This is a genomic window from Paenibacillus sp. FSL R7-0312 (assembly GCF_038004445.1).
In the GTDB taxonomy this organism is placed as follows: domain Bacteria; phylum Bacillota; class Bacilli; order Paenibacillales; family Paenibacillaceae; genus Paenibacillus_AQ.
Genome location: NZ_JBBORE010000001.1, coordinates 2,971,682 through 2,997,620, shown reverse-complemented (window position 1 = coordinate 2,997,620; position 25,939 = coordinate 2,971,682). Strand labels below are relative to the sequence as shown.

At 51.6% G+C, this 25,939-nt stretch carries 25 protein-coding genes; 4 read left to right on the top strand and 21 right to left on the bottom strand.

The window, feature by feature from the left end; translation table 11 throughout:
* Positions 1-480: 480 nt before the first annotated feature.
* The 5 genes from MKX70_RS13170 to MKX70_RS13150 form a co-directional block, all read right to left on the bottom strand.
* Positions 481-927, bottom strand: a complete 447-nt coding sequence (locus tag MKX70_RS13170) for a hypothetical protein (RefSeq protein WP_042238703.1) — start codon at positions 925-927, stop codon at positions 481-483.
* Positions 928-960: 33 nt separating this feature from the next.
* Positions 961-1,467, bottom strand: a complete 507-nt coding sequence (locus tag MKX70_RS13165) for a type 1 glutamine amidotransferase domain-containing protein (RefSeq protein WP_042238705.1) — start codon at positions 1,465-1,467, stop codon at positions 961-963.
* A gap of 162 nt (positions 1,468-1,629) precedes the next feature.
* Complete coding sequence (locus MKX70_RS13160) at positions 1,630-1,785, bottom strand: hypothetical protein (RefSeq protein ID WP_340840158.1); 156 nt, start codon at positions 1,783-1,785, stop codon at positions 1,630-1,632.
* Positions 1,786-1,954: 169 nt separating this feature from the next.
* Positions 1,955-2,398, bottom strand: coding sequence for a D-aminoacyl-tRNA deacylase (dtd, locus tag MKX70_RS13155; protein WP_042238708.1), 444 nt, complete (start codon positions 2,396-2,398; stop codon positions 1,955-1,957).
* Between the two features lie 43 nt (positions 2,399-2,441).
* Positions 2,442-4,622: a RelA/SpoT family protein gene (locus MKX70_RS13150; protein WP_039294505.1), complete on the bottom strand. Its 2,181-nt coding sequence runs from the start codon at positions 4,620-4,622 to the stop codon at positions 2,442-2,444.
* Between the two features lie 308 nt (positions 4,623-4,930).
* On the opposite strand from MKX70_RS13150, the gene uraA reads away from it, so the two are divergent.
* A complete protein-coding gene (gene uraA / locus MKX70_RS13145) occupies positions 4,931-6,241 on the top strand; it encodes a uracil permease (protein WP_042238712.1) in 1,311 nt (436 codons plus the stop codon).
* Positions 6,242-6,404: 163 nt separating this feature from the next.
* On the opposite strand, the gene MKX70_RS13140 is transcribed toward uraA, so the two are convergent.
* From MKX70_RS13140 to MKX70_RS13115, 6 genes are all read right to left on the bottom strand, one after another.
* The gene (locus MKX70_RS13140; RefSeq protein ID WP_039294499.1) at positions 6,405-6,923 is read right to left on the bottom strand and encodes an adenine phosphoribosyltransferase; all 519 of its coding nucleotides are present in this window, start codon (positions 6,921-6,923) and stop codon (positions 6,405-6,407) included.
* A gap of 88 nt (positions 6,924-7,011) precedes the next feature.
* Positions 7,012-9,414: a single-stranded-DNA-specific exonuclease RecJ gene (gene recJ, locus MKX70_RS13135; RefSeq protein WP_340840157.1), complete on the bottom strand. Its 2,403-nt coding sequence runs from the start codon at positions 9,412-9,414 to the stop codon at positions 7,012-7,014.
* Positions 9,415-9,443: 29 nt separating this feature from the next.
* Positions 9,444-10,406, bottom strand: a complete 963-nt coding sequence (locus tag MKX70_RS13130) for a cation diffusion facilitator family transporter (RefSeq protein WP_340783321.1) — start codon at positions 10,404-10,406, stop codon at positions 9,444-9,446.
* Between the two features lie 120 nt (positions 10,407-10,526).
* Complete coding sequence (gene secF, locus MKX70_RS13125; protein ID WP_340783319.1) at positions 10,527-11,429, bottom strand: protein translocase subunit SecF; 903 nt, start codon at positions 11,427-11,429, stop codon at positions 10,527-10,529.
* The gene (secD, locus tag MKX70_RS13120; RefSeq protein ID WP_340840156.1) at positions 11,419-12,672 is read right to left on the bottom strand and encodes a protein translocase subunit SecD; all 1,254 of its coding nucleotides are present in this window, start codon (positions 12,670-12,672) and stop codon (positions 11,419-11,421) included. The genes secF and secD overlap by 11 nt, the downstream gene beginning before the upstream one ends.
* A gap of 232 nt (positions 12,673-12,904) precedes the next feature.
* The gene (locus MKX70_RS13115; RefSeq protein ID WP_042238721.1) at positions 12,905-13,156 is read right to left on the bottom strand and encodes a post-transcriptional regulator; all 252 of its coding nucleotides are present in this window, start codon (positions 13,154-13,156) and stop codon (positions 12,905-12,907) included.
* A 211-nt stretch (positions 13,157-13,367) separates the two neighbouring features.
* On the opposite strand from MKX70_RS13115, the gene spoVB reads away from it, so the two are divergent.
* The gene (gene spoVB, locus MKX70_RS13110; RefSeq protein ID WP_042238723.1) at positions 13,368-14,969 is read left to right on the top strand and encodes a stage V sporulation protein B; all 1,602 of its coding nucleotides are present in this window, start codon (positions 13,368-13,370) and stop codon (positions 14,967-14,969) included.
* 11 nt (positions 14,970-14,980) lie between these two features.
* Here the strand turns inward: spoVB and MKX70_RS13105 are convergent, their stop codons facing one another.
* Entirely contained in the window at positions 14,981-15,772 is a 792-nt protein-coding gene (locus MKX70_RS13105) for a DUF421 domain-containing protein (protein ID WP_042238725.1), read from the bottom strand.
* 317 nt (positions 15,773-16,089) lie between these two features.
* Between MKX70_RS13105 and MKX70_RS13100 the strand changes: the two genes are divergently transcribed.
* Both MKX70_RS13100 and MKX70_RS13095 read left to right on the top strand, forming a co-directional pair.
* Complete coding sequence (locus MKX70_RS13100) at positions 16,090-16,482, top strand: TIGR04086 family membrane protein (protein ID WP_340840155.1); 393 nt, start codon at positions 16,090-16,092, stop codon at positions 16,480-16,482.
* A gap of 91 nt (positions 16,483-16,573) precedes the next feature.
* Positions 16,574-17,422, top strand: a complete 849-nt coding sequence (locus tag MKX70_RS13095) for a phosphatase PAP2 family protein (protein ID WP_340840154.1) — start codon at positions 16,574-16,576, stop codon at positions 17,420-17,422.
* A gap of 86 nt (positions 17,423-17,508) precedes the next feature.
* On the opposite strand, the gene yajC is transcribed toward MKX70_RS13095, so the two are convergent.
* From yajC to MKX70_RS13050, 9 genes are all read right to left on the bottom strand, one after another.
* Positions 17,509-17,823 carry a preprotein translocase subunit YajC gene (gene yajC, locus MKX70_RS13090; protein WP_042238731.1) on the bottom strand — a complete coding sequence of 105 codons (315 nt, stop codon included), beginning with the start codon at positions 17,821-17,823 and terminating at the stop codon, positions 17,509-17,511.
* Positions 17,824-17,868: 45 nt separating this feature from the next.
* Positions 17,869-19,005: a tRNA guanosine(34) transglycosylase Tgt gene (gene tgt, locus MKX70_RS13085; protein WP_042139546.1), complete on the bottom strand. Its 1,137-nt coding sequence runs from the start codon at positions 19,003-19,005 to the stop codon at positions 17,869-17,871.
* 21 nt (positions 19,006-19,026) lie between these two features.
* Positions 19,027-20,055 (bottom strand): tRNA preQ1(34) S-adenosylmethionine ribosyltransferase-isomerase QueA, encoded by a 1,029-nt coding sequence (gene queA / locus MKX70_RS13080; RefSeq protein WP_042238733.1) that lies wholly within the window; start codon positions 20,053-20,055, stop codon positions 19,027-19,029.
* Positions 20,056-20,065: 10 nt separating this feature from the next.
* Entirely contained in the window at positions 20,066-22,168 is a 2,103-nt protein-coding gene (locus tag MKX70_RS13075; RefSeq protein ID WP_042238735.1) for a SpoIID/LytB domain-containing protein, read from the bottom strand.
* Positions 22,169-22,546: 378 nt separating this feature from the next.
* Positions 22,547-23,554: a Holliday junction branch migration DNA helicase RuvB gene (ruvB, locus tag MKX70_RS13070; protein WP_039294462.1), complete on the bottom strand. Its 1,008-nt coding sequence runs from the start codon at positions 23,552-23,554 to the stop codon at positions 22,547-22,549.
* A 26-nt stretch (positions 23,555-23,580) separates the two neighbouring features.
* On the bottom strand, positions 23,581-24,204 hold the full coding sequence (ruvA, locus tag MKX70_RS13065) for a Holliday junction branch migration protein RuvA (protein WP_340840153.1): 624 nt from the start codon (positions 24,202-24,204) through the stop codon (positions 23,581-23,583).
* Entirely contained in the window at positions 24,201-24,704 is a 504-nt protein-coding gene (gene ruvC / locus MKX70_RS13060) for a crossover junction endodeoxyribonuclease RuvC (RefSeq protein ID WP_039294456.1), read from the bottom strand. Before ruvC ends, ruvA begins: the two co-directional genes overlap by 4 nt.
* A 224-nt stretch (positions 24,705-24,928) precedes the next feature.
* Complete coding sequence (locus MKX70_RS13055; protein ID WP_197072978.1) at positions 24,929-25,675, bottom strand: BofC C-terminal domain-containing protein; 747 nt, start codon at positions 25,673-25,675, stop codon at positions 24,929-24,931.
* Positions 25,676-25,777: 102 nt separating this feature from the next.
* On the bottom strand, positions 25,778-25,921 hold the full coding sequence (locus MKX70_RS13050; RefSeq protein WP_340783289.1) for a serpin family protein: 144 nt from the start codon (positions 25,919-25,921) through the stop codon (positions 25,778-25,780).
* Positions 25,922-25,939 lie beyond the last annotated feature (18 nt).

The following is a 25,939-nucleotide window of genomic DNA, read 5'->3' as shown; positions in this document are numbered from 1 at the left end:
GCGCAGCTCCTCAGGTTACTGCCCGACAGGAGGAATGAGATTCCGCTATTTGAACAAATCCGGCGAATTCGCGGGGCAAGCGGACTCAGATTCCGTTATGCGTCCAGAGATGCCTCATTTCGAGCTATTTATAGCGCGAAGCATGTAAATTCTTAGATTTCAAAAAAAATGACCTGCAGCCGATTGCTGCAGGTCCATCATCATATATTATAAAAAAGGGGGTCATGCTTCTATTATAAACACGCTATATTAAGGAATCATGAATGTAATATTACAGTTGCATTACAGAAAAGAAAGCGTTTTATTGAGTCGTACATGCCTGTGCCTGAACTCTACAAATTAGGTTACACTACAACCCTATTCCCTGTCTAGAGAATTCATGCCCTTCCCGCTTCCCTGCGGGCAAATAAATAGCTCCAGCCCCTCCTTAGGGGAGGACTGGAGCTGAATTGGTTACCCGGATTAAGCAGAGCCTTCTGCTTAATCAAAAATCTCCACATAGGCCTGCTTGCCGCGCAGAACCTCCACAACCTCATTGTAATGATTCTCAGCCACTTTGAGATCCATGACGTAATGCAGGTTCTCCAGATCACTGTTTGTCAAATCAGAGTCCCTGTGAACCTCACCCGCCGTTCGTTCATCATCTGTCCGGCCCAGATCATCATCAACAGTAACTCCAGGCACAATGGCTGCTCCTGTAAGCGGCCCTGTCGCGCCCCCTGCTGCGTAGACCCCTCCGGCAGCTGTAGCCGAAGTATTATAGGGAGCCAGCGGCATCAGAATATTGCGGCGGTTGTTTCCGCCGGTATCCAGAGGATCCGTCAGTGCCGACACTTCAATTCCTTCCACACCGTATGGAATCAGTGCAGTCTTGGCACCTTCCGCTGCATCTTCCGTGCTGAAATAGGCTTGGATTCTTTTAGTCATTGTAAATCCCTCCCAGTGGTTTGTTTAAATGTATTACAACACCTTAAGCAGCTCACGCACAAATGCGGGCTCATCCTTGGGTGTGCGTGAAGTAATATAATTGCCGTCCACGACGACCTCTTCATCCTTGAATTCCGCACCAGCATTGATGAGATCATCCTTCAGCGGAGGGTAGGAGGTAAGCGTACGGCCTTGTACCAGACCGGCACTGATCAGAATCTGCGGCCCGTGACAGATAGCAGCTATAGGCTTGCCGGCATTGTCCGCATCTTTTACAAATTGCAGGATATCCTGGTCAAGACGAAGGTTCTCCGGCGAAGATCCGCCCGGGATGACTACAGCATCATAATCTCCGGCTTTCACCTCGCTGACCGCTTTATCGGCGGCATAAGACACGCTGCCTTTTTTACCGAGCAGAGTCTCATTTTTCTTCAGACCAATAATCTCTGCCTGATGTCCTGCCTGCAGCACTTCTTCATAAGGCACCTTCATTTCGGAATCTTCAAAACCATTAGCGAGCAGAAATGCTACTTTACTCATTGAGATTAATTTCTCCTCTCTACGCTATTCTGTTCTCGTCATTCTATTACCCGCATTCCCCGGCTTTCTAACGAGCCCTCACAGGTTTCGCAAATTCCCGCCGGCTAAACACCATTTGTACGCTCCAAAAAACAGATAAATAAGCCGCCTTCCCTGCACTCATTACGTTCGCGGCAGAAGATTGCGGCTTGTTCCCTTAAGCACCGGCAGATCCCTCTGATCCCCGGCTCCTCTTGCCGTTGCAGAAGCTTCCGTCATCGACCCCGCCGTATGGCCCTGTATACTGTTCCATATCCATGCTTTCTGTGATTGTCTCATGCTACTGACTCCCCGCAACTTGTGAATATTATTGGTTCATCACTAGTTTATCCAGCAGGGGAGACCGTTATCCTATATCAAAAAAGACCCCACAACGTGGAGTCCTCACATCTAGCTGTAAAATTAGACCGGCATATCATGTCCGTTCTGCTGCCGCCTCTTTCAATGCCTAGCCCCGGCTGTCCAGCAGCAGGGTAACCGGTCCCCAGTTCGTCAGGGAGACGTCCATCATCGCTCCAAAAATACCGGTCTCCACCTGAAGCCCGCCTCTGCGCAGCTCCTGGTTGAAGTAGTCATAGAGCCGCTCTGCCTCCGCCGGAGCCGCCGCAGCCATGAAGTTGGGCCGCCGGCCTTTGCGGCAGTCCCCGTACAGGGTGAACTGGGACACGGACAGGACACTGCCTCCGGCATCCGTTACGCTGAAGTTCATTTTACCGGCGTCATCCTCAAAAATCCGCAGTCCGGCTACCTTGTCAGCCAAATACTTGGCATCCTTCTCCGTATCTCCATGGGTTACGCCGACCAGCAGCATCAGGCCCTCTCCAATCGCTCCGGTCACTGTTCCGTCTACCGTCACACTGGAATTCTTGCAGCGCTGCACAACCACTCTCATAACATCCTTCAGCTCCTTGCCTGGTTACCTTCATGCCTTAGCCTTATTGCATAATGCGGTTAACCGTATATACATCCTTCACGCGCTTGACCTTATCCACCACAGACTGCAGATGATCGGTGTTGCGGATCAGAATCGTCATATGAATCATTGCCATCTTGTTCTTGTCGGAGCGTCCGGTAACCGCCGAGATATTGGTCTTGCTCTCCGATACGGCCTGCAGCACTTCATTCAGCAGTCCGTTGCGGTCATGACCCGTAATCTCAATATCGACGCTATAGTTAGCCTCCATGCTGCCTTCCCACTCCACTTCGATGACGCGGGCTGATTCCTCCCCGTCCCCTTCACCCGGAATGTTCGGACAATCCTCACGGTGTACGGATACACCGCGTCCGCGGGTTACATAACCGATAATATCGTCGCCCGGCACGGGATTACAACATCGCGCGAAGCGTACAAGCAGATTATCTATCCCCTTAACGCGCACGCCGTTGGTCGGCTGATTGCGCTTCTCTCCGCTGGATTTGATCTCCTTCATCTCTGAAGTAAGCTCCAGATGACCGGCAGCTTCTTCCTGGTCCTTACGCAGCTTCTCGGTCAGCTTGGAGGCAATCTGCGCGGCTGTAATCCCGCCAAAACCTACTGCGGACAGCATATCCTCTACATCATTAAAGGCAAATTTCTTCGCCGCTTCTGACAATTTATCTTCCGTCAGCCAGTCAGAGATCTCCACGTTGAGGCGCTTCAGCTCGCGTTCGATCGCTTCGCGGCCTTTTTCAACGTTCTCTTCCCGCTTCTCCTTCTTGAACCATTGCTTGATCTTGCTGCGTGCATGTGAAGACTGGGCAATCTTCAGCCAGTCCCGGCTCGGCCCGTACGAGTTCTTCGAGGTCAGAATCTCCACGATATCCCCGGTCTTCAGCTTATGGTCAAGCGGTACGATGCGCCCGTTGACCTTGGAGCCGATCGTCCGGTTGCCGACCTCTGTATGGATACGGAACGCGAAATCAAGCGGCACAGAGCCTGCAGGCAGCTCTACAACCTCACCCTTAGGCGTGAACACGAAGACGAGGTCGGAGAAAAAGTCCATTTTGAGCGATTCCACGAATTCTTCGGCATCCTTGGCTTCATGCTGCAGCTCCAGAATCTCGCGGAAGAATGGCATCCGGTTCTCCGGATTCACATTGTTGCTGCTGCCTTCCTTATACGCCCAATGCGCGGCAATCCCGAATTCAGCAGTACGGTGCATCTCCCAGGTGCGGATCTGCACTTCTGTAGGCTCCCCGCCCGGACCCACTACCGTTGTATGCAAAGACTGATACATATTCGCCTTGGGCATGGCAATATAATCCTTGAACCGGCCAGGCATCGGCTTCCAAAGAGTATGGATAATTCCTAACGTAGCATAACAATCCTTAATATTGTCGACGATAATGCGGATGGCCAGCAGATCATAGATTTCGTTGAACTGCTTGTTCTTGGTGCTCATCTTGTTATAGACACTGTAAATATGCTTCGGGCGTCCCGAAAGATCGCCTTCGATGCCCATTTCATCCAGCTTGGCGCGGATTCGCCCGATAACGCTGTCGATAAACTGCTCACGTTCTGCCCGTTTCTTGTGTACAAGATTGGCAATCCGGTAGTACTGCTGCGGATTCAGATAACGGAGGGCAATATCCTCCATCTCCCATTTAATCGCAGAGATCCCCAAGCGGTCTGCAATGGGACAAAAAATCTCCAGAGTCTCATAGGAAATACGGCGCTGGCTCTCTTCCGACTGGTACTTGAGCGTGCGCATATTATGCAGACGGTCCGCCAGCTTGATCACAATGACCCGGATATCCTGAGCCATAGCGATGAACATTTTGCGGTAATTCTCGTTCTGCTGCTCTTCCTTGGAGCGGAACCGGATGCGTTCCAGCTTGGTCAGACCATCCACCAGCATTGCGCAGGTATCGCCAAATTTCGCGCGGATCTGGTCCAGTGACACCGTCGTATCTTCTACAACATCATGTAACAGCGCTGCAATAATAGATATAACATCCATTTGCATATTGACGACAATATCTGCGACCGCCAGCGGATGCAGAATGTATGGCTCCCCCGATTTCCGAACCTGCCCGTGATGAGCCTGATCGGCAAACTCATAAGCTTCCCGGATGCGGAGAAGATCTTTTTCTTTTATATAGGCGCCGGCCTTTTCGGTTAATTGCTCTATGCCCATTCTCGTCGTATCCGTTTCCCTTCTATAATAAAATGAACCCGCAAGCCGTGCAGAATTTGCAGGTTCCATATGTTCCAAACTGCACTACGCACAGATTAAAGTTGTCTATAATTATGACGCTTACGGAGGATTACGTCAACACTTGCCATAGCGTGGTATTCCTGTAAGGGAAAGGGACAAGAAAAGACAATTTTGTGGCGCGCGCAAAAATGTTGTTGTAAAAAGGCGCCGATCTATTTAATCTAGTAAAGGCGGTTTTTTAGCGCCAGGCTTACATCAAATTAGATCAGAAAGAGAAGTGAACTCCATTGCAACGCGAAATTCAAGTTAACGAAAGACTCCCTTGGGGCCCGGGTTTCCTCCTGAGTCTTCAGCATTTGTTCGCCATGTTCGGCAGCACAGTGCTTGTTCCCAACCTGTTCGGGGTAGATCCCGGCATGATCCTGCTGATGAATGGTATCGGCACATTGCTTTACATTTGGATCTGCCGCGGCAAAATCCCCGCATATCTTGGCTCAAGCTTTGCTTTTATTTCGCCGGTACTTATGGTCCTGGCTAAACACACAGACGATCATGAGCATGGATATTCGCTTGCACTTGGCGCATTTATTGTTACCGGTGTTATTTTTATTCTAGTCGCTTTGATCGTGCGTTATGCGGGCACCGGCTGGATTAATGTCGTATTTCCTCCGGCAGTTATGGGCGCTATCGTAGCCACCATCGGACTGGAGCTCGTTCCTGTTGCAGCACGCATGGCCGGACTGATTGCTCCTGAAGGTGTGGCCGTCACAGACTGGATTCCGGATGGCAAAGCTATTACCTTGTCAATGGTCACGCTTGGCGTTACCGTACTCGGCTCCGTGTTATTCCGCGGCTTCCCCAAAATCATTCACATCCTCATCGGTATCGTTACCGGTTATGTACTCGCTTATATCCTGGGTCAGGTAAATACTGGTGCTATCTCTGAAGCCCATTTCCTGTCCCACCCAACGATTATCACCCCATCCTTCGACTGGCAGGTTATCTTGACGATCATCCCTGTATCGCTTGTTGTTATCGTTGAGCATATCGGCCACCTGCTGGTTACCAGCAACATTGTCGGTAAAGACCTGACCAAAGATCCCGGACTGGACCGCTCACTGATGGGTAACGGGATTTCCACGGTACTCTCCGGATTCCTGGGGTCCACCCCGAATACCACTTATGGTGAAAATATCGGCGTTATGGCGCTGACCAAGGTGTACTCGGTATATGTAATCGGCGGCGCTGCAGTGATTGCCATCCTGCTCTCGTTCTCCGGTACGTTCTCGTCCGTCATTGCCAATATCCCGCAGCCGGTCATGGGCGGTGTATCCCTACTGCTGTTCGGTGTAATTGCCGCATCGGGTCTGCGTATTTTCGTAGAGCAGAAGGTCGATTTCTCCAAAGCCACCAACATGATTCTGGCTACTCTGGTACTGGTGGTGGGTATCAGCGGCATCACATTAACGGTTGGCGGTGTACAGCTGAAAGGTATGGCATTGGCAACTATCGTCGGTATGCTCCTCTCCCTGCTCTTCAAGCTGTTTGAAGTTCTCGGCTTGTCCAATGAACAGGAAGCAGATAAATCCGCTCATTAAGCCCTGAATACTTATATATAGAAGAAACTTGATTATACAGTACTTTTGCAGCTCTGCAAATGCAATATAAATGGCTTCTCATATTTAATCTAAAAAGCGGACTGCTGTCCTTAAATCGACAGCAGTCCGCTTTTTATTTCCCGGGAAAAGTTATCCGGGTGAATTAATCCTCGTAAGTCAACAGGGTAACCACTTCAATATCCGACAGCTTATTGCGTCCGGCCAGAGCGGTTAGTTCAATCAGGAAGGCAGCGCCGACAACTTGTCCGCCAAGCTGTTCCACGAGGCTTACTGAAGTAGCGATAGTACCGCCGGTAGCGAGCAGATCATCCGCAATCAGAACCTTCTGTCCCGGCTGGATAGCATCCGTGTGTACAGCAAGGGTATCTTTGCCGTATTCCAAATCGTATCCCACTTCAATCGTCTCGTAAGGAAGCTTGCCGCTTTTGCGGATCGGCACGAAGCCAACACCCAGTGCATACGCCAGCGGTGCGCCTACTACAAAGCCGCGCGCTTCCGGTCCGGCAATGACATCAATCTCCAGATGGGCAACGAGAGCCTTAAGCTCATCAATAGCCGCACGGTACTTGGCGCCGTCTTTAAGCAGGGTAGTAATATCCTTAAAGCTGATCCCCGGCTGCGGGAAATCCGGAATCACACGAATACTGTCTTTGAAATCCAAAAGTATCATCTCCTAAAAGTTATGAGGATAGGATATCCTCACCTGAATTCTCTGTAAAAGCTCTTACTCCGAAAGCACGCTACACCCTTTACGAGGCGCCTAGCCGGCGTGACAGCATGAATTCCTGAAGTTCGCCGCGGCTGCCTTCCATGAAATACTGCTCCATTTCAGCAGTCTTGCCCAGCCTGACGAAGTGCTCTGACGCCGTCAGGCTCTTGGCGGCAGGCTGCTTGACAAAGGTAATGCTTCCTCCGCTGCGTTCAATGAAATCAAGCTCAGCGAACACATCCAGCATCCTGCCCAGCATACGCACACCCAGTGCAGACTGGCGGCTGAGCCGCAGCAGCACTTCATGCTCGGGGGTTGCGGTTATTGCGATCGAGGCGATCAATTTATATAACGACTTGAAATGATCCCGCGTAGGAACCTGCAGCCGGTCACGGCCGTCGCGGATCGAATGCAGCAAGGCAATATTCTCTGTGCGGGGAAACGCAGTGAACAGTGCTTCCAGCTGCTCCGGCGTTTCCGGCATATCCAGCAGACAGAGCAGTGTTATCTCTGCTTCGTCATTCCCCGGCTCACCCTGATGCACCTGTGAAATTCCGGCATCCTCATCGTAGACCCACAGCGACATGCCCTTCAGCTCGCGCAGTGGAGACCTGCGGCTGTTCTGAAAGACCGCTGCTGTCTTAACCGGGCTGCTGCCGCTGTACGAACGGAGCAGCTCCTGAATATGCGCCGCCTGCTTAACCGCGTCAGCAGCACCGCGCAGGTCGAACAACTGCGCGGCAGGCACTGCAAGATCCTGCAGCATCAGCTGAGGCTTGCGTGAGCCGTTCCATTCATTGACCGACAGCTCAGCCAGTACATCAATGACTGTACCATCAGGCAGCAGATCAGCCAGGGAACCCTTACCGAAGGCCACCGCTTCGATCGTCACCTTATCCTGCTGCAGGACAAGCTTCAGATGCTTGCCGTCCTGGCCCATCTTGCGGGTCTCCTTCACTGCAGCTCCGCGCAGAATGAATCTCGGCAGCGGGTTAGCCATCCCGAAGGGGGCAAGCCGCTCCAGTTCAAGCGCAGCCTGCAGTGACAAATCAGCAATCGAGACCTCACCGTCTGCAGCCGTCACGGCTACAAAGTCCTCTGGTGTCAGGATAGATGCAGCATATGCATTAAGCGCTGCATCAAAATCTTCCAGCTTGTCCTGCGGCAGGCTCATTCCGGCCGCAGCCGGATGCCCGCCGAAATGGTCCATTAATCCGGCGCATGAGGATAACGCCGCATAGATATCCAGTCCGGGGATCGAGCGGGCAGAGCCTTTGCACATCCCTGTATCCGGGTAAATGTCCAGAATAATAACCGGACGATAATATTTTTCCAGCAGCTTAGAAGCCACAATCCCAACAACGCCGACATTCCAGCCCTGCTCAGCCAGCACAATAATATCTGGAAGCCCGGTTTGACTGATTCTCTGCTCCAGCTTCTCCGTAGCTTCCCCTACAATTCTCTCGACGACCAGTTGACGTTCCTTATTCAGGAGGTCAAGCTCTCCGGCAAATTGTTCTGCCTCTTCAGCATCTGCGGTAGTGAGCAGTGTAACCGCCCGCCCGGCATGGTCCAGCCTTCCGCTGGCATTAATGCGCGGAGCCATGCCGAAGGCAATATTAACAGCACTCACCGTACTCATCGTAATTCCGCTGACGGAGAGCAGCGCCCGAATTCCCGGAAACGGCGAATTCCGCATGCTGGTTAGCCCCCGGCGTACTAGACTCCGGTTCTCCCCAAGCAGCGGCATCAGATCCGCAACGGTACCGATAGCGGCAATCTCACACCATTCTTCAGGAACTCCGCTGCCCAGAAGGGCCTCCGCCAGCTTGTAAGCTACACCCACTCCGGCCAGCCCCTTGAAAGGATACGGGCAGTCCGGCAGTTTCGGATTAATGAGTGCATAAGCCTCAGGCAACAGCTCCGGCGGCTCATGATGATCCGTGACTATGACATCAATGCCCAGCTCTGAAGCGTAAGCAATCTGATGGTAGGCACTAATACCAGTATCCACAGTAATAACGAGAGATACTCCCTGCTGCAGCGCCCAATCGAGCGCATGATTATGCAGACCGTAGCCTTCATTGGAACGATGCGGGATATAAATGTCAAAAGAAGCACCCAGATGACGCAGAAGAAAGATCATCAGCGCAGTACTGGACACCCCGTCTGCATCATAATCGCCATATACCAGAATATGTTCTTCATCTTGCAATGCCTTTCGAATCCGCGGCACAGCCTCGGCCATTCCTTTGAGCAGGAATGGATCATGACTATCCTCCACTCCGCCATCCATGAATACCAGCGCCTTATCGGCAGTATCCATGCCTCTTTGCACGAGCAGTGAGGACAGAAGCGGAGAAATAGAAAGGCTCCGGGCCAGTTCCCGGTTTTTCTCGGGATCGGCTGCCGGAGATTGCCATCTTGTTTTTGAATGAAGCAATACAGCTCACCTTTCTCTCACCTTGCAGACTACTGAAGCAGCGTGGGAATATCATTATCCACGAGCTCATGGTTGCTTTTATAGGGATAACCCGGGTCATACGGCACAACATCCATTTGAACCTCGCCAACATGAACGAACCGGTGCTGCAGCAGCTTCCGGGCGCATTCCGAGATATCCTGAGCTTCCAGCACGCTAATCCGCGGATTTACGCTGATCGTGACATGAAGATTCACATAACTGCCTTCCTCCATTGCCTTAAGCTGCTCCACCCGGATGACTCCATGCACACGCTGGACGGTCTCAATGAAGCTGGCGGCTTCCTCGGAAGGAAGCTCCTGAATCTTTTTGCTGTAGACAGAGGAAGTAATTAGAGAATAGCCTTTGCGGATAACCAGACATCCGGTCAGCAGTGCGGCAATCGGGTCCATATAAAGCATTGGATGCCAATTGAAATACCCGCCCGTCATGGCCAGAGCAATACCAATAAATACGGTTATGGAAGTATATAGACTGAAACGGTGGGTATCCGCATACGCGGCATGACTGCCATCGTTCTTTTTTTTATAATAACGGTATTGATATTGAAAGATAGCCTCTTTGAACACAATGCAAATCAAGACGGTTACAAGTGCCGACTGCCCAGGTGCCGATAAATGTCCTCGGGTTAAATCACGAATGGCCGAGAAAGCAATCTGCAGCCCGCCCATAAGAATAAGCACAGAAAAAAGAATGGCCGCCATCGGCTCTTTATTTCGTTGACCGGCCCGGCTGCCCGATGATCCTGCATACTTGTGACTCTGCTTCGAATTCCACGGAATAACCCCTGCCAGTTTGGCGGCGGCATCTGCTCCGGAATAGATGGCGTCCCCCATCAATGCTTTGCTGCCTGAAAGATAGCCGAAGGCGCCTTTGGCCAGAGCCAGCATAATATCACTGAGTATTCCGGTCCAGGCAACGGTGTCTCTTGCAGCTAATTGTTTGTCATTCATAACGAGGCCCTCCTTACCACTAGCAAGTAATCTCATGATGATGAAACCGGCTTAAGATGCTGATCCAAAGATTCCGAAAAGCCGCGTCGCTTGTGACGCGGCTTTCCTGAAACTTAAGTTTTAGGCTTTGGCCGGATTGCTCTTTACCGGCGTCTTCTGGCGTTTTTTGAGCAGCAGCCAGAGCGGACTTGCAATAAAGATCGAGGAATAGGCTCCGAAGAGCAAGCCGATTACCATGGCAAGCGAGAACATTTTGATCGACTCTCCGCCCATAATCAGCAGGAAGAATGCGGCAATAAATACCGTAAAGGCTGTATACAGGGAGCGCATAAGGGTCTGGGTCACACTCTTATTGACCAGGGACTTAAGATCCTCATACGACTTCTGTTTACCGAACCGCAAGTTCTCGCGGATCCGGTCGAAGATAACGATCGTATCATTAATGGAATAACCGATTATGGTCAGCACCGCGACAATGAAGGTTATGTCTACCTCCAGACGGAAGATGGAGAAGATCGCTACAACCATAAATGCATCATGGAGCAGCGCCACGATGGATGCCATTGCGAACCGCCATTCAAAACGGATACTCACATAAATAATAATCCCGATACTGGCCAGAAGCACTGAATAGATTGCATTGCGGGCCAGTTCCTTAGCCATTTCTGTATCTACTGTGTTGATCTCAAAGGATGCCTTATCATCAATCTTGTTGATTGACTTCTTAAGGGTTTCACTTTGTACATCATCCAGTTCTTCATCGTAGCGGATGTTGACACGCTGATCCCCGATGGTAATTGTCGGATCATGCCCAATCCCAGCTTCATCCAATACAGGCTGTAGCTGAGCCAGGGTGATGCTCTTGGAGAGGGCAACGTCCACGTTGGACCCGGCCTTGAAATCAACGCTGTAATTCAGGCCGAAGGTTGCCAGAAAGACCAGACCCGCCACTGTAATGGCGATTGAGAAGATATAGAAAAACTTGCTTAAATGTACGAAATCAAGCTCTTTCTTAAAGCGCACTGATGTCACTCTCCTTTACCCCAAATTGCTTCGGCTTTTTGAGTGCGCCGGCTTTAACCAGCACTGTCAGCAGCCAGTGGGCAAAATAAAGGTTTGTTACAATACTAAGTACAATTTCCACGATCAGAATCAGCGCGAAGCCTTTAACGGCACCTGTACCGAAGGCGAACATGACAGCCGCTACAATGATCGTAGTGACATTCGCGTCCATAACGGTACGGAATGAAGTCTTGTTACCTGCTTTGACGGAAGATAAAATACTCTTACCGCTGCGCATTTCTTCTCTAATCCGTTCATTGGTAATGATATTGGCATCGACTGCCATCCCTATACCGAGAATGAACGCGGCAATACCGGGAAGGGTCAAGGTGAAATCAGCTATAACGAACACCAGAATCAGCAGCCAGGTATGAAGAATCAGCGCGAAGCTGGCCAGTACACCCGGAAGACGATACATGAACATCATGAAGACCAGAATGATCAGGGAACCTACAATACCTGCTTTAACCGTTTGGTCAAGAGACTGTTTACCAAGTGTTGCCCCTACGCTCTGGGAATATTTCTCCGTTAGCTTCAGCGGCAATGCACCGAGATTGATCGTATCTGCAATCTCTCGGGCTTCATCTAGTGTATATCCTCCGGAAATAGAAGCTTTACCATCGGTCAGGACTGCCCTAACATAAGGAGGATCGGACAACAATGTCTCATCCAGATAAATGGCGAGCTGCTTACCCAGCAGACGCTCGGTAATTTCCGCAAATTTATCCTTGTCCTTAATAGAGATGCTGATCTCCGGACGGTTGAGGTTATCGCGTTGCACGTCTGCCGCGCCTTCAACAAAATCACTGCCTACCAGTTCAATCTTGCTGAAGACTCCGGGTGCATCACCATCAGCGACACTGCGGAAGGTTAGAACTGCAGGTTCTTTCATTTTTTTGCGGACCTCGGCTTCGTCAGTAACGCCCGCAATCTTCAGACGGATGCGGTCCGTACCTTCGGTTGTAACCTCAGGCTCGCTTGTTCCGAGTGCATTCGCCCGTTTCTCCAGGCTCTCCGCTGTTTTTTGCAGCGAAGCACGGGTCAGGGTTCCTCCCGTATCCATGGGCTCGGCGTGGTACAGAATCTCAAATCCGCCCTTCAGGTCAAGACCTAGACGGACCTTGTCCAGCAGCCCGGGAGTTGTAAATCCCATGACGCCGGTTAGAACGACCACGGTGATGATAAAGCTCAACATTCTCTTCATGCTCTAGCTAGTTCCCCTTTCATTACTCAATATTCCTATTATAGCTACGTGCGAAATCACCGTCAATTCAAGAGGAATGACGGTGCCGGATCCACACAAAGAAACGGCCGGTTCTGCTTCTGGGCGCAAACCATCCGTTTGAATAGGAACTGTTGAATTACTCTTCTCTTACTTTACTGCTTCCTGTAGCCGTTTGCAAAAGAAAATCGTTCCTTTTGGGCAAATTAGGCCGTCAGTTCAACCCCCGGTAGGCTGCAATGGTCAGATAATTCATGTAACTGCCCGATTTCAGCGAATAAATATCATTGACCAGTTTATGCAGAGGAGGTCTTCCTTCCTTAACATAATTACGGCTGACGCAATCCCAAATATCCTTACCGGTTACATATTCATAGCCGAGGAGCCGGAATTCCTCCGCTTTGCTGATGCACATGGCTTCGATTTCTTCACTAAGCTCGTCATATCTCCATTGTTCCGATTCCACGTGTTGACACCTCCAAAGATTCCCCGTTACGTATGCTCAGAGATTAATATTCGCTCCCTCTGCCACTCTTTCCTTCTTTCGGCCAAAAACTTGTCATATGGAAAGCTTGTCATGGAGTTGACCTGTAGCAGCATATCCTTATACAAGCCTGCTTGGGAGAGGAACAAATTCACCGGAAGTTTTCATCTAATTTGGGAAGAAGGAGTGCCCTTTGAGGAAACAGACCTTTATACAAGGAACATTAATCCTGTTATTTGCAGGCATCATTAACCGGATGCTTGGTTTTATTCCCCGGATTGCTTTGCCGCGAATCATCGGCGCCGAAGGAGTAGGACTATATCAGCTTGGATATCCGTTCTTTATCGTATTGGTAACCGTCATTACCGGCGGGCTGCCGCTGGCAATTGCCAAAATGGTTGCTGAAGCAGAAGGAGAGAACCGGCCGGAGCAGTCCCGCAAAATCCTGCATACGGGCCTGGCAATCAGTCTGACACTAGGAATTTTTTTCACCATTGTAGCTCTGCTCAGCGCCTCTTGGGTATCAAGCGTTATTCTGACCGACCAGCGGGTATATTACACCTTTGTCAGCATGACTCCAATGATTGCAATCGTGGCCGTTTCGTCCATCTACCGCGGATATTTCCAGGGCAGGCAGAATATGCTTCCCTCGGCGTTCTCCTCTGTGCTGGAATCAGTCATCCGGATCTTCTTCATGCTTTGGTTTTCCTGGTTGCTGCTCCCAAAAGGAATTGCTTTTGCGGCGGCAGGTGCGATGCTGGGCGTTACTGTAGGTGAAATAGGCGGAATGCTGGCCCTGCTGCTGCAATATTATTATATCGTCAAAAAGGACAAGAATGAGGCTCCGCCTCCTGCCGGCACGGCTGTTCCGGGTAGTTCTGCAGAGTCCGGAGATGAACCGCAGAGACCACCCGGGGGTGTGTTTAAGCGGCTGGTCGCCATCTCTGTACCTGTAACCGCCGGACGCCTGATCGGCTCCTTCTCGTATCTGCTGGAATCCATTATTACCGTGCGCAGCCTGGCGCTTGCCGGAATAGCCGCCGCAGCCGCAACTGCACAATACGGTTCTCTGCAGGGAATGGTTATCCCGCTGCTGCTGCTGCCGGGTGTGCTCAGCTCCTCGCTGGCCGTTTCCCTCGTCCCTTCCTTATCCGAGGCAGCTGCCCGAAATGACCTGCCCACGATTCATAAAAGAATGCATCAGGCTCTGCGGCTGGCTATGGTAACAGGCGCTCCGTTTGCTGCTGTTATGTACGTTCTTGCCGTACCTTTATGTACACTGATGTACGGCAATGCAGCGGATACGGCACCTATGCTGAGGATGATGGCACCGTTCGCATTATTCCTCTATGTCCAGGCCCCGCTGCAGGCTGCACTTCAGGCAATGGACCGCCCCGGCAAGGCACTGATTAATACACTGATTGGTGCGGTCGTCAAAATTTTGCTGATTCTGCTGCTCGCCTCCAGGCCGGAATACGGGATTCAAGGAGCCATCATCGCCATTATTGTCAATAGCCTCCTCGTGACTATACTGCATGGATACAGTGTTATCCGGCTGACAGCCATGTCCTTAAGATGGTCGGATCCGGTCAAAATTATAGCGGCTACGATCATCATGGCTGCCGGAATGTCTTACGTCTATACCTCAGTTCAAATCTCCTACTCACAGTGGATACAGTTTCTGGCTGCCGCTGCCTGCGGGATGGGCGTATACTTTAGCATTTGCCTGTTATCGGGCCTGATTTCCAGGCGTGATCTGGAGCGTGTGCCCTTCTTCAGACGCTGGCGGAACTAGACCTCACTTCCTTATCGGGGGCTGATCGGGTCAATATAAATCTGCCCTTTATGATCAATCGAGCATAGAAAGACATCACGGAAATCGGAGACACCCTTCTGGCGGATCTGGGTTCTAAGCCAGAAGCGGTTCTTGCCGATCATCTCCAAATTGTCGTCCTGCACCTTTCCGTCCATAATCAACGGAATCGGGAGACCTTCGTAGCGGATTTTATGCTTAGGAAGCTTAACCGTACTGGAGCTGTCAGATTTATCTGAACTGCGGGAGCTTTGCGGGTCTCCGCTGTTCTGTTCTTTCTGCTCAGCGCTTGAGCTGCTGTTGCCTGTTTGGTTGGACGAGGATACTCCTTTGTTCTTCTCAATTACAGTAAGCTGCCCGCTGGTTTCAAGAATGGCGAACTCCACATCTGCCGGACTGTCGATGTTCTGCCCCCGGAGCTGCAGCAGAAGATCATCTATATTATATCTCTGTTTACGCATCTCGCCCCGGTGCAGCTTACCATCCGAGATTAGAATACTCGGCTTGCCGTCCACCAGCAGGCGCAGCTTCCGGCTCTTCAGACTGAGCTGTGCAACCAATACCTGAATCAGCACCAGGGTCGCCATGGGCACGAACCCGTCATAGATGGGACGCTCGATATCTTCAATCACAAAAACAGCGATCTCGGCAATCATAATGGAAATCGTGAGATCAAAAACCGACAGCTTACCGATTTCCCGTTTGCCCATGATCCGCATACTTAGGAAAATGAAGATATACATCAGCACGGTCAGAAAGATGTGGGTAGTAATATGCTGGAACATATTCTCTTCGCTCCCCTTCCGCTTCTCACCCGGCAGCTGAGAGCCGTAACGGGTGGATTAATGTACCCCTATTCTGACCTGCCTGCCAAGGGAACATTCGGAGGCCTGCTGATTAATTACTGGTAAAAGTCCAGTCTGCCATTCTTGTACTATTGGGGCAAGCCTTCCCATACAATGATTAGTACCAGCTCAGGCGGGACACTTTTTCAAAGCCCAGCCCGAAAGTATCGCAAACAAACTTAGCGTATGCTTTCCAAGCCCGTTTGTAAGCAGTCCGTCCAGGAAGTAACGCAAACAAACTTTTAGGAGGTTTTACCATGTCGTTAATTAGGCGTCTATTCTCATGGAAAATATCTAGTCCTGTATTGTCGGGTTTATGCCGGTCGTTCCTGTGGATGCTGCTGGGCGCATTCGTTCTCTCCCTGCTGCTCTGGGGCAGCGGACTGCAGGAACAGGATCTTACCATGTATACCTATATTGTACACGGCATAGCTGCCGCTTTCGGAGGCTTGACCGCAGGCGGCAGAGCTACAAGCAAAGGCTGGTATCAAGGAGCACTGACCGGCGCATTCTATGGATTGATTGTTCTGCTGATCGGATTCCTGGCTCTGGACAGCGCACCGGCAGGGTTTGATTTCCTTTGGGTACTGGCTGCAGCAGGCATTGGTGCACTCGGGGGAATATTTGGGGTTAATTTACAAAAATCCTAATTAATATAATTTTCGAAATTTGAAACCTATCCTTGAAAATATGTTACACTAAATGCATCTGACTTCATATGAGGGATTTATCAAGGAGGCTTTGAATGCTTTGCTTTACCAGTCCATGAATCTTGTAGTTGTATACACCGTTGCCATTGTAGTGGTTTTGATTTGGATCGGCGCCCGGCGCAATCCGCTAATGGCCCTAGTTGAAATCGGTAGAGAGCTCCTGCGGTCCTATAAATTCACTCTGATTATTATAGGAATGTTCAGCGTGCTTGCTGTGAATAAATATGAGCTGCAGATCGAGCAGAAGATGCACCTGACTTCGGATTACACTGCCTTTGTCTTTGGTCTTGAAGGCTACTTTGTCAGACATGTGCAAGAGCTGTTCTATACGCCTTGGCTGACCCCAATTATCGTCTTCTTCTATATCTTCATGCTGCAAGCAGTGCTTGCCGCCTCGCTCGGTATCTATCTGCTGGCTAAGAACCGCGTGATGCTCTATGCGACCTGCTACACGATCATGATAACCTATGCCGTTGCTATTCCATTCTATCTGTATTTCCCGGTAAATGAAGTGTGGTCCTATCTGCCCGCAGGGGTGCGATTTACCATGCTGGATGTTTTTCCGAAGTTTGAAGAGGAGTACCGGCCGCTATCGGGCCTTAACAACTGCTTCCCTAGCCTGCATACTGCCATTTCCGTATCCATGGCGCTGCTGGCCTACCGTTCCGGCAACCGCCGCTGGATGGTGATTAGTACAATCTCGGCCGTTGCTATCGTCTTCGGAATATTCTATCTCGGTATCCACTGGCTGACCGATATGCTCGGCGGCACTTTGCTAGCCGTTCTGTCCACAACTGTCGCAGTGCAGCTTGCCAAATTTACCCTTCGTAGCGGGGAAGAACGGCTGAGAGTACGAAGCCGGGCAACGGATGTGCGATAATATCAACCTTTGAACTGTATAATGTAAAAAAACCGGCGTTTCTCTCACGAGAGACGCCGGTTTTTATGTAATTTAATGCAGACAAATCAATCTTTGTCTTCTACTTCCACGACAGAGTGACTGATCGAACCCCGGTCAAAGGTCAATCGGGTCACGTCATTAACCCGCAATACAACGATGTCATCAGAAATCTCCATAATTGTTCCGTGAAGACCGCCGATAGTAACTACCTTATCGCCTTTTTTCAAAGACTTGAGCATTCCGTTACGTGCTTTGGTTTTCTTCTGCTGCGGACGAATCAGCAGGAAGTAGAAGACAACAAACATAAGTACAAATGGACCTACCAGGCCAAGAATATTGCCTCCGCCGCCTGAAGCTGCTGCCAGTTGAAAATGTGACATATCATTCCCCCCTTTCCAAAAAATTTAACATATCACTCAGTACTTTTAGAAGCCTTTTAGATTATCATATAATCCGTATTGTGCAAAAAACTCATCGCGAAAATCAAGCAGCCGATCTTCCATGATGGCTTCACGCACTTTACGCATCAATTCCAGCAGGAAGTGTAAATTATGGTATGTCGTTAACCGCAAGCCGAAGGTTTCGTCGGCTTTGATCAGATGGCGCAAATAAGCGCGGGAATAATTCCGGCAGGTGTAGCAATCACACTCCGGATCAAGCGGCCCGAAATCACGGGCATACTGCGCGTTGCGTACAACGAGTCTTCCCTGACTGGTCATCGTCGTTCCATTGCGGGCAATACGGGTAGGCAGAACACAATCGAACATGTCTATTCCGCGGATTGACCCTTCCAGCAGCGCATCCGGTGAACCTACGCCCATTAAATAGCGCGGTTTCCCTTGCGGCAGCAGTGGAACTGTATAATCCAGCACTTCATACATTAGCTGCTTGGACTCTCCGACGCTGAGCCCTCCAATAGCATACCCCGGGAAATCCATGGAAGTCAAATCTGCCGCGCTCTGACGGCGCAGATCCTCATGCATGCCCCCCTGTACGATTGCGAACAGCCCCTGATCATTAGGACGTGCATGGCTCTTGAGGCATCTTTCTGCCCAGCGGGTGGTGCGTTCAAGTGACTTTTTGACGTATTCATATTCTGCCGGATAAGGCGGGCATTCATCGAAGGCCATCATAATATCGGAACCGAGTGCATTCTGAACTTCCATCGCTACTTCCGGCGAGAGAAACTTCTTGTCCCCGTTTAAATGGGAGCGGAAATGAACGCCTTCTTCGGTAATCTTACGCATGTCGCTCAGAGAGAATACCTGGAAGCCGCCGCTGTCAGTCAGGATGGGCCGGTCCCAGTTCATGAATTTGTGCAGACCGCCGGCTTCGCCGATGATCTCATGGCCCGGGCGAAGGAACAAATGGTAGGTATTACTCAGAATAATCTGCGCATTCATTTGCTTAAGCTCTTCGGGGCTCATTGTTTTGACGGTGGCTTGTGTGCCTACCGGCATGAAGGTCGGTGTTTCAATAATTCCGTGTGGAGTATGCACTCTTCCAAGCCGTGCTCCGGACTGCTTGCAGGTCTTAATGTGTTCATAAGTGATTGCTGCCATAGGTTTAACCCTTCCTCTTGCTTAATAAATGAACATTGCATCGCCAAAGCTGAAGAACCGGTACTGCTGCTTAATCGCTTCTTCGTAGGCGGCGAGAATATGCTCCCGACCGGCCAAAGCGCTCACCAGCATGACCAAAGTTGACTTTGGCAGATGGAAATTGGTAATCAATGCATTGACGACAGTGAATTCGTAGCCGGGATAGATGAAAATATCCGTCCAGCCGCTTGATGCCTTCAGCGGTCCGCCCGCCGCTTGTCTCCCGGCCGTCTCAAGGGTCCGGCAGGAGGTTGTGCCGACAGCTATAATTCTTCCGCCTCTGGCTCTCGCGGAGTTCAGCATCTCTGCCGTCTCTTGGGATAATTCGTAATATTCGGCATGCATCACATGTTCTTCCACGGTTTCTACCGACATCGGACGGAATGTGCCAAGACCTACATGCAGGGTAATATAAGCGATATTCACGCCGGCCGCTGCAATCTGCTCCAGCAGCTCTTGGGTGAAGTGCAGCCCCGCCGTCGGCGCAGCCGCCGACCCTTCGTGCCGCGCGTAGACGGTCTGATAACGTTCGCGGTCATCCAGAGTTTCCTTAATGTACGGAGGAAGCGGCATCGATCCGAGCCTGTCCAGTATTTCCTGGAAGATTCCCTGATAGATAAAGCGCAGCGTCCGGCCGCCCATATCCGCTTGGTCCTCTATTACGGCGCTAAGCTCTTCGCTGAAGATAATCACCGCTCCGGTCTTCAGCTTTTTGCCGGGCTTAACCAGCGCTTCCCAGCGGTCTTCACCGAGATTCTTCAGCAGCAGAACCTCTGCCTTCGCCCCGGTATCTTCCTTGACACCGAACAGTCTGGCCGGAATAACTCTCGTATCATTCAACACCAATGTATCTCCCGGACGGAATTGCTGCAGTATATCTGTGAAATGCCCGTGTTCCAGTTGACCATTCTCCTTGTTTACGAGCAGCAGTCTGGAAGAGCTGCGGTCAGCAAGCGGAGTCTGGGCAATCAGTTCCTCCGGCAAATTAAAATCATAATTATCTACATTCATGATGGGATCTTCATTCCTTAACTATAGTAACGTTATTAAAATAGTGTTGCAATATTTGACGATAATCATACCCGCTATCCGCCATGCCTTTTACGCCCCATTGGGACATGCCCAGGCCGTGCCCGTTGCCCCAGCCGATGAAATAGAATCCTGGACTGCTGGTGACCACTCTGGAAGATTGATCAGCACCCATGACTACGGTTCCGCTGCCATTTGCAGTTACTTTGCCGGTTGCAGAGAGCACTCCGGCGCTTGCCACACTGCCTATAGTGGCTGTAGTGCCGTCAGCGCCTAGTACAGTATAACTGCCTGCCGGGACAATATCAAACAAAGTACTGGGCAATCCGCCAAAGGAAGAACGGAACAGATCCGGGTATTTCACCTGCAGAATTTGGCCGTTAGCCTTGACTTCCACCGCTCTCCCCGAAGGGCCGCGCTTAGTCACCTGGAGACTGGTTATGGAAGACGGAAGAGCGTTGCTTGTTTTGCCGGACAGGCTTTTGAGCAGCTCTGCCGAGGTATACGGCCCTTTGATCCAGCTGTAGCTGCCGGATTCGTAGACCTGGCCCAGCACTACTGCGGTATCGCCGGGATTCAGCTTGCCTGCCGGATTGGCACTGTTATCAATAATAGGCAAAGGCCGGATATTCACATCCTTGGTGGTTGCCGTAGCCAGCGGAAGTCCGGCTGCCGTTGTGTTCCCGGTTAATTTGATATTGTCTTCACGGGCATATCCGGAAATACCGCTGTTCAGCAGCACATAATACCACTTTTTAGATGAAGCAACTGCCGCAGCATCCTCGCTGCTGACTACACTGACGAAGGTATCGCCGCCGTTGTTCCACACCTCAGACGGGTCTGCGGTAACGCCGCCGCCGTTGGAGGAGAACACGGCTTCTACTATTTTGCCGCCGCTCATCAGCACTTCGCCTGCGGTAGCATCCACTGCCTTGGTAATGACTGGAGCCTCAGCGCCTATGCCGTTATACACCTGGCTCAGCGTGGTATCGACAACATTGGCTACATCGAAGCGGTTGCCCTGGGCCAGCGCATAGCTGCGCGCCGCAACGGCCTGGGCTTTGAGCGCCTCTTGCGGCCAGCCGGATGAAACTTCTCCGCCGACAACCGCATACAGATATTGCTCCAGCGGCACTACGTTGATTACAGACAATGAACCGTTCAGATTGCCCAGCTCCAGATTGCCGCGGTAAGTACGCTTGGATCTCTCCGTAAGAAGAATCCCCTTCTCATTGCCGGCGGCTGTGAACTTCGCGTCGCTTCCGGATAACAGATAATGAAAGGCCTGCACTTCACTGCTGAAATCAAGTCCTGCGTCCATCCGGATAATTAGTCCCGCTGTACCTGCCGCCACCGGCGACAGAACAAGCTGCGGGAGCAATCCAGCTGCCGCAGCAGAGACTGTTGCAAGATCGCTGTCGTTCGCCGCTTCGCCTACCCAAACTTCAGTCCGTGCACTGCCGCCTTCTCCGGACACGAATACCGGCCAGGCATCGAACCCGGCAGCAGTAAGGCTGCCGACAACCGCCTGCGCTTCCTCCAGCGTCGCGTAGGAACCTGCGGACAGATGTTTGGTCCCGGCAACCGCCGGTGTCTGTCCTTCCGGAAGGCTTACTCCGGCTTTCATCACGGAGGTCAGCCCCGATTGGGCGGCAGCTACACTGGCATAGCTTCCAGTGTAGAGCTGATACACCTTGGCTCCGCCCCGTGATGCCATAAACAGCTGGGGTTTATCGGAGGTAGCCTGCAGCTTCTTGGCTGCATCCGCTGCCACCTGCCAGGTTGGCGTTTCCAGCACCTTCACCCGGTAGCCGTCCAGACTGACACGTACTTTGTTCTGGGGAGGAACCGACAGCAGAGGTGTTCCGGCCTGCGAGAGCAGGCTGAAGCCCAAATCGGACTGCAGTGTGACCAGCGGTACGGTAGATTTATATTTGCTGCCAATATCGGCATACAGTGCAACCCGGATCGCCCCGCCGGTATCGGCGTGAGTGGTACCCGCAAAGGTCAGAAGGCTGCCTGCTACCAGTGATGCGGCCAATACTCCGCGGCCCAGCAGCCCTAACCCTGTTTCTTTCCACCTGGCAAGATTCATTGTAGGCCTCCTAAAAATTTTGAGAGTATCTGCTGCCTGACTAGGCTTCGTTCCAAACCCGCTTGGGAAGCATACTCTTAATTGTGTTATATAAAACGAACTTTAGAATGCACTTATGTGACGAGTGGTTTATTCAACTTCTCGCATCTAATCCATTGCAAAGAGCATTCAAATTCTTAAGTTTCTCACCTGTATAGGCTTAATTGTTGTACGTATTGCAACTTGATCCCCTAGATATCTGGCGGTTGGGACAGATTGTTGTATGAAATACAAGATTTGTCCCGCCAAACCGCTTGGAGGAGAAGGAATGCTGCCTTTTATACAACAATTCGGGAATATAGCCGGGAACATACGAAAAATGTTGTATTATGGGCAGCATCAGTTCTGCTGCGGAGGGAGCGGGAGTCCCAGATGATGATAGGCGGCCGGGGTCACTATGCGCCCGCGCGGCGTGCGCTGCAGGAAACCGATCTGCAGCAGATAGGGTTCGTATACGTCCTCAATAGTCTGGCTCTCTTCTCCTATCGTAGCAGCGATGGTATCGAGCCCGACCGGTCCGCCGCGGAAGGAGCTGATCATCGACTGCAGCATCTTGTGGTCGATGCTGTCCAGTCCGCGCGGATCTACCTGAAGCATCTTCAGCGATTCAGCGGCAATCTCCGGCGTAATAATACCGTCGCCGCGGACCTGCGCATAATCGCGCACCCGCTTCAGGAGACGGTTGGCAATCCGCGGAGTCCCACGGGCCCGCAGGGCAATCTCTTCCGCAGCATCGCCCAGAATCTCGATGCTGAGCAGCTCGGCGTTACGGGCTACTATGAAGCTCAGCTCATCGATCGTGTAGTACTCCAGCCGGCTGACTACGCCGAAGCGGTCGCGCAGCGGAGCGGATAGCAGCCCCGCGCGTGTCGTCGCTCCAATGAGCGTGAAGGGCGGCAGGTCCAGCCGCACTGAACGGGCACTCGGGCCTTTGCCGATCATAATATCCAGCGCGAAATCCTCCATCGCCGGATACATGACCTCTTCCACCGTGCGGTGCAGACGGTGGATCTCATCAATAAACAGCACATCGCCTTCCTGGAGGTTGGTCAGCAGCGCGGCCAGATCGCCCGGCCGCTCAATTGCCGGGCCGGAAGTGGTCCGCAGATTCACACCCAGCTCATTGGCAATAATATTCGCCAACGTTGTTTTGCCGAGACCCGGAGGCCCGTACAGCAAGACATGATCCAGCGCTTCGCTGCGCATCTTGGCTGCTTCAATATATATTTTCAGGTTTTCTTTCACCTGGTTCTGGCCGATATATTCACCCAGATAACGGGGCCGCAGACTTAATTCAACCGCCTGCTCGTCCATCATCAGATTTGCTGATATAATCCGGTCATCCATTATTCCTCACTCCGTTCTTCAGGGACCTATTTGGCTATAAAAAGCAGCCCCAGCGCCTTCTTCATCAGCACATCAACCGGTCCGGTATCCGTTCCCTCTTGCTTCATCTTCAGCCACACGCGGTCCAGCTCTGCATCGGTATAACCCAGTGCCTTCAGGCCGTCACGAGCTTCTTCCCATGGAAGGGCCTCCACCTTAGCCTGGGCCTCAGCCGCCACTGCGAACAGTCCTGTCTGCAGGGCAGCTCCGCCGAAGCCGTCCAGCTTGTCCTTCAGATCCAGAATCATCCGCTGCGCCGTCTTCTTGCCGATGCCCGGCAGCTTCGTCAGGAAGGTGATGTTCTCCTGATAGATCGCCGAGATCAGCTGATCCGGCGTTCCGCCGGTCAGAATGCCCAGCGCCACACGCGGGCCGATGCCTGACACCTCGATCAGCTTGCGGAACAGCTTCTGCTCCTCACGGGTCGGGAATCCGAACAGCAGCGTCGCATCCTCACGGGTCTGATAATGAATGAAGATGGTCACCGGACCCTCCACCTTGGCAAAAGCATACGGATTCGGGCAGAAGACCCGGTATCCTACGCCTTGAACATCCAGTACTACATATTCTGACTCCAAATGTACAACCGGTCCTCTTAGGAAATCTATCATTTTCGCAATACCTCATTTAATTTGGAATTAAGACTCACGGAATGGGCGTGGCATACCGCCACCGCCAGTGCATCCGCCACATCATCGGGCTTCGGTACAGCCGACAGCTTAAGAAGCAGCTTGACCATCTCCTGAACCTGTTTCTTCTCCGCCTTGCCGTACCCTACTACTGCCTGCTTCACCATCATAGGGGTGTACTCCGCCACCGGCAGCCCGCGCTGCACGGCCGCCAGAATCAGCACTCCGCGCGCCTGCGCCACCGGCAGGGCCGTTGTCACATTGCGGCTGAAGAATAGCTTCTCTACCGCAACCGCATCCGGTTTATATTTGTCAATCAGCTGCACCATGCCTTCATAGACATGCAGCAGACGTTCTTCTTCCGGAGTATGTGCCTCAGTCTGGATGCAGCCGTACTGGACCGGAGTCAATTTGTTTCCAACCTTATCTACAAAACCAAAGCCGACAATCGCCAGACCCGGATCAATCCCTAAGATGCGCAAGATCCTTCTCTCTCCTCTATGCCAGGGTAGAATACCCCCTGCTGGTTCATCCATGAATCCGCCCTAAAGCGAACATATGTATTCCTTCTACCCATTATAGCAAAAAAAAATCCCCGGGGAGACAAAATCTTTGTCCAGGGGAAATTAAAATCAAGCGGCTATTTCAAACAAAAAAACCCGTGAGCCTCCTGCCCACGAGTCTTCAAACAGTTATGTCCTTCACTTCATTCCGCATGCATCACCTGTTCCGCTGAGTCCCGCGCATAGTCGCTGAAGGTAGACAGTACACTGTTGTACTCCTCCATGTCTTGTACCCGGATGCCCTGATGAAGCTGCTCCCAGATCCCCTCCGGTAAAGAGGATTTCATTGAGCCCATATCCAGCTGAAAGAAGGTCTTCATCACCTTTTCCGACGTCGGCGGTCCTTTGAACAGCGTCAGATTCCCCTGCTCATCCACTCCGAAGTAGGCCTCTTTTTTGGTGAGCGGCGACAGATCATTGACTCTCTGCTCCAGCCACAAGTCGCCTTCCCTGCTGAGCCAGCCGTTCCAATCGGAATGCTGTCCGATCATCATCTTCAGCTGGGCCGGTGTCTGCTTGCCGGGCAATGTCTGAACCTCTTCACCGGCTACATAAATTATCTTCAGGTGCACCGTTCTGCTGACCGCATCCCGGCTGACTGCTTCAAGCAGCTCTTTGCTGTCCATCACAGCAGCTTCATCTTCTGCTTCAATCCCTGTATGGTTATAAACGGCTGCCACAGCCGGAATACTGCTGCCGGGTTCCCGGTTCTGCTCCTCTGTTCCGCTTAATGTTCCAGGCAATGTCCAGGCCGTATGCTCCAACAGCAGACTGATCTCTTCCGGAACCTTCATGCCACGCCAGGCCAACAGCGTAAGCGCAATGCATGCAGCCCCCACCCAGGGAGCCTTTTTCCAACGTCTCCACCGCCGCCACAGTTGTTTTTTCAAGCGAAAAGCATTCACGTTAATCCCTTCATTCTGGTTTTTCCCTATTGTGACCTGTGAAGGGAGCATTTATGCGTATTTGCTTGAAATTCATTCCAAGCGGAATTAATCTGTGTCCAGCGGATTCTCAATGGCTCCGAGGAACAGGACCACCTGAGTCTGCACCTCCTTGATCATGAACAAAAACGCCCGGTTGACCGTCATTTGAAAAGGCGTATCAGCAGGAGCCCCAATTGGGAAAAGTTGCAAATTACCAGCTGATTAAGT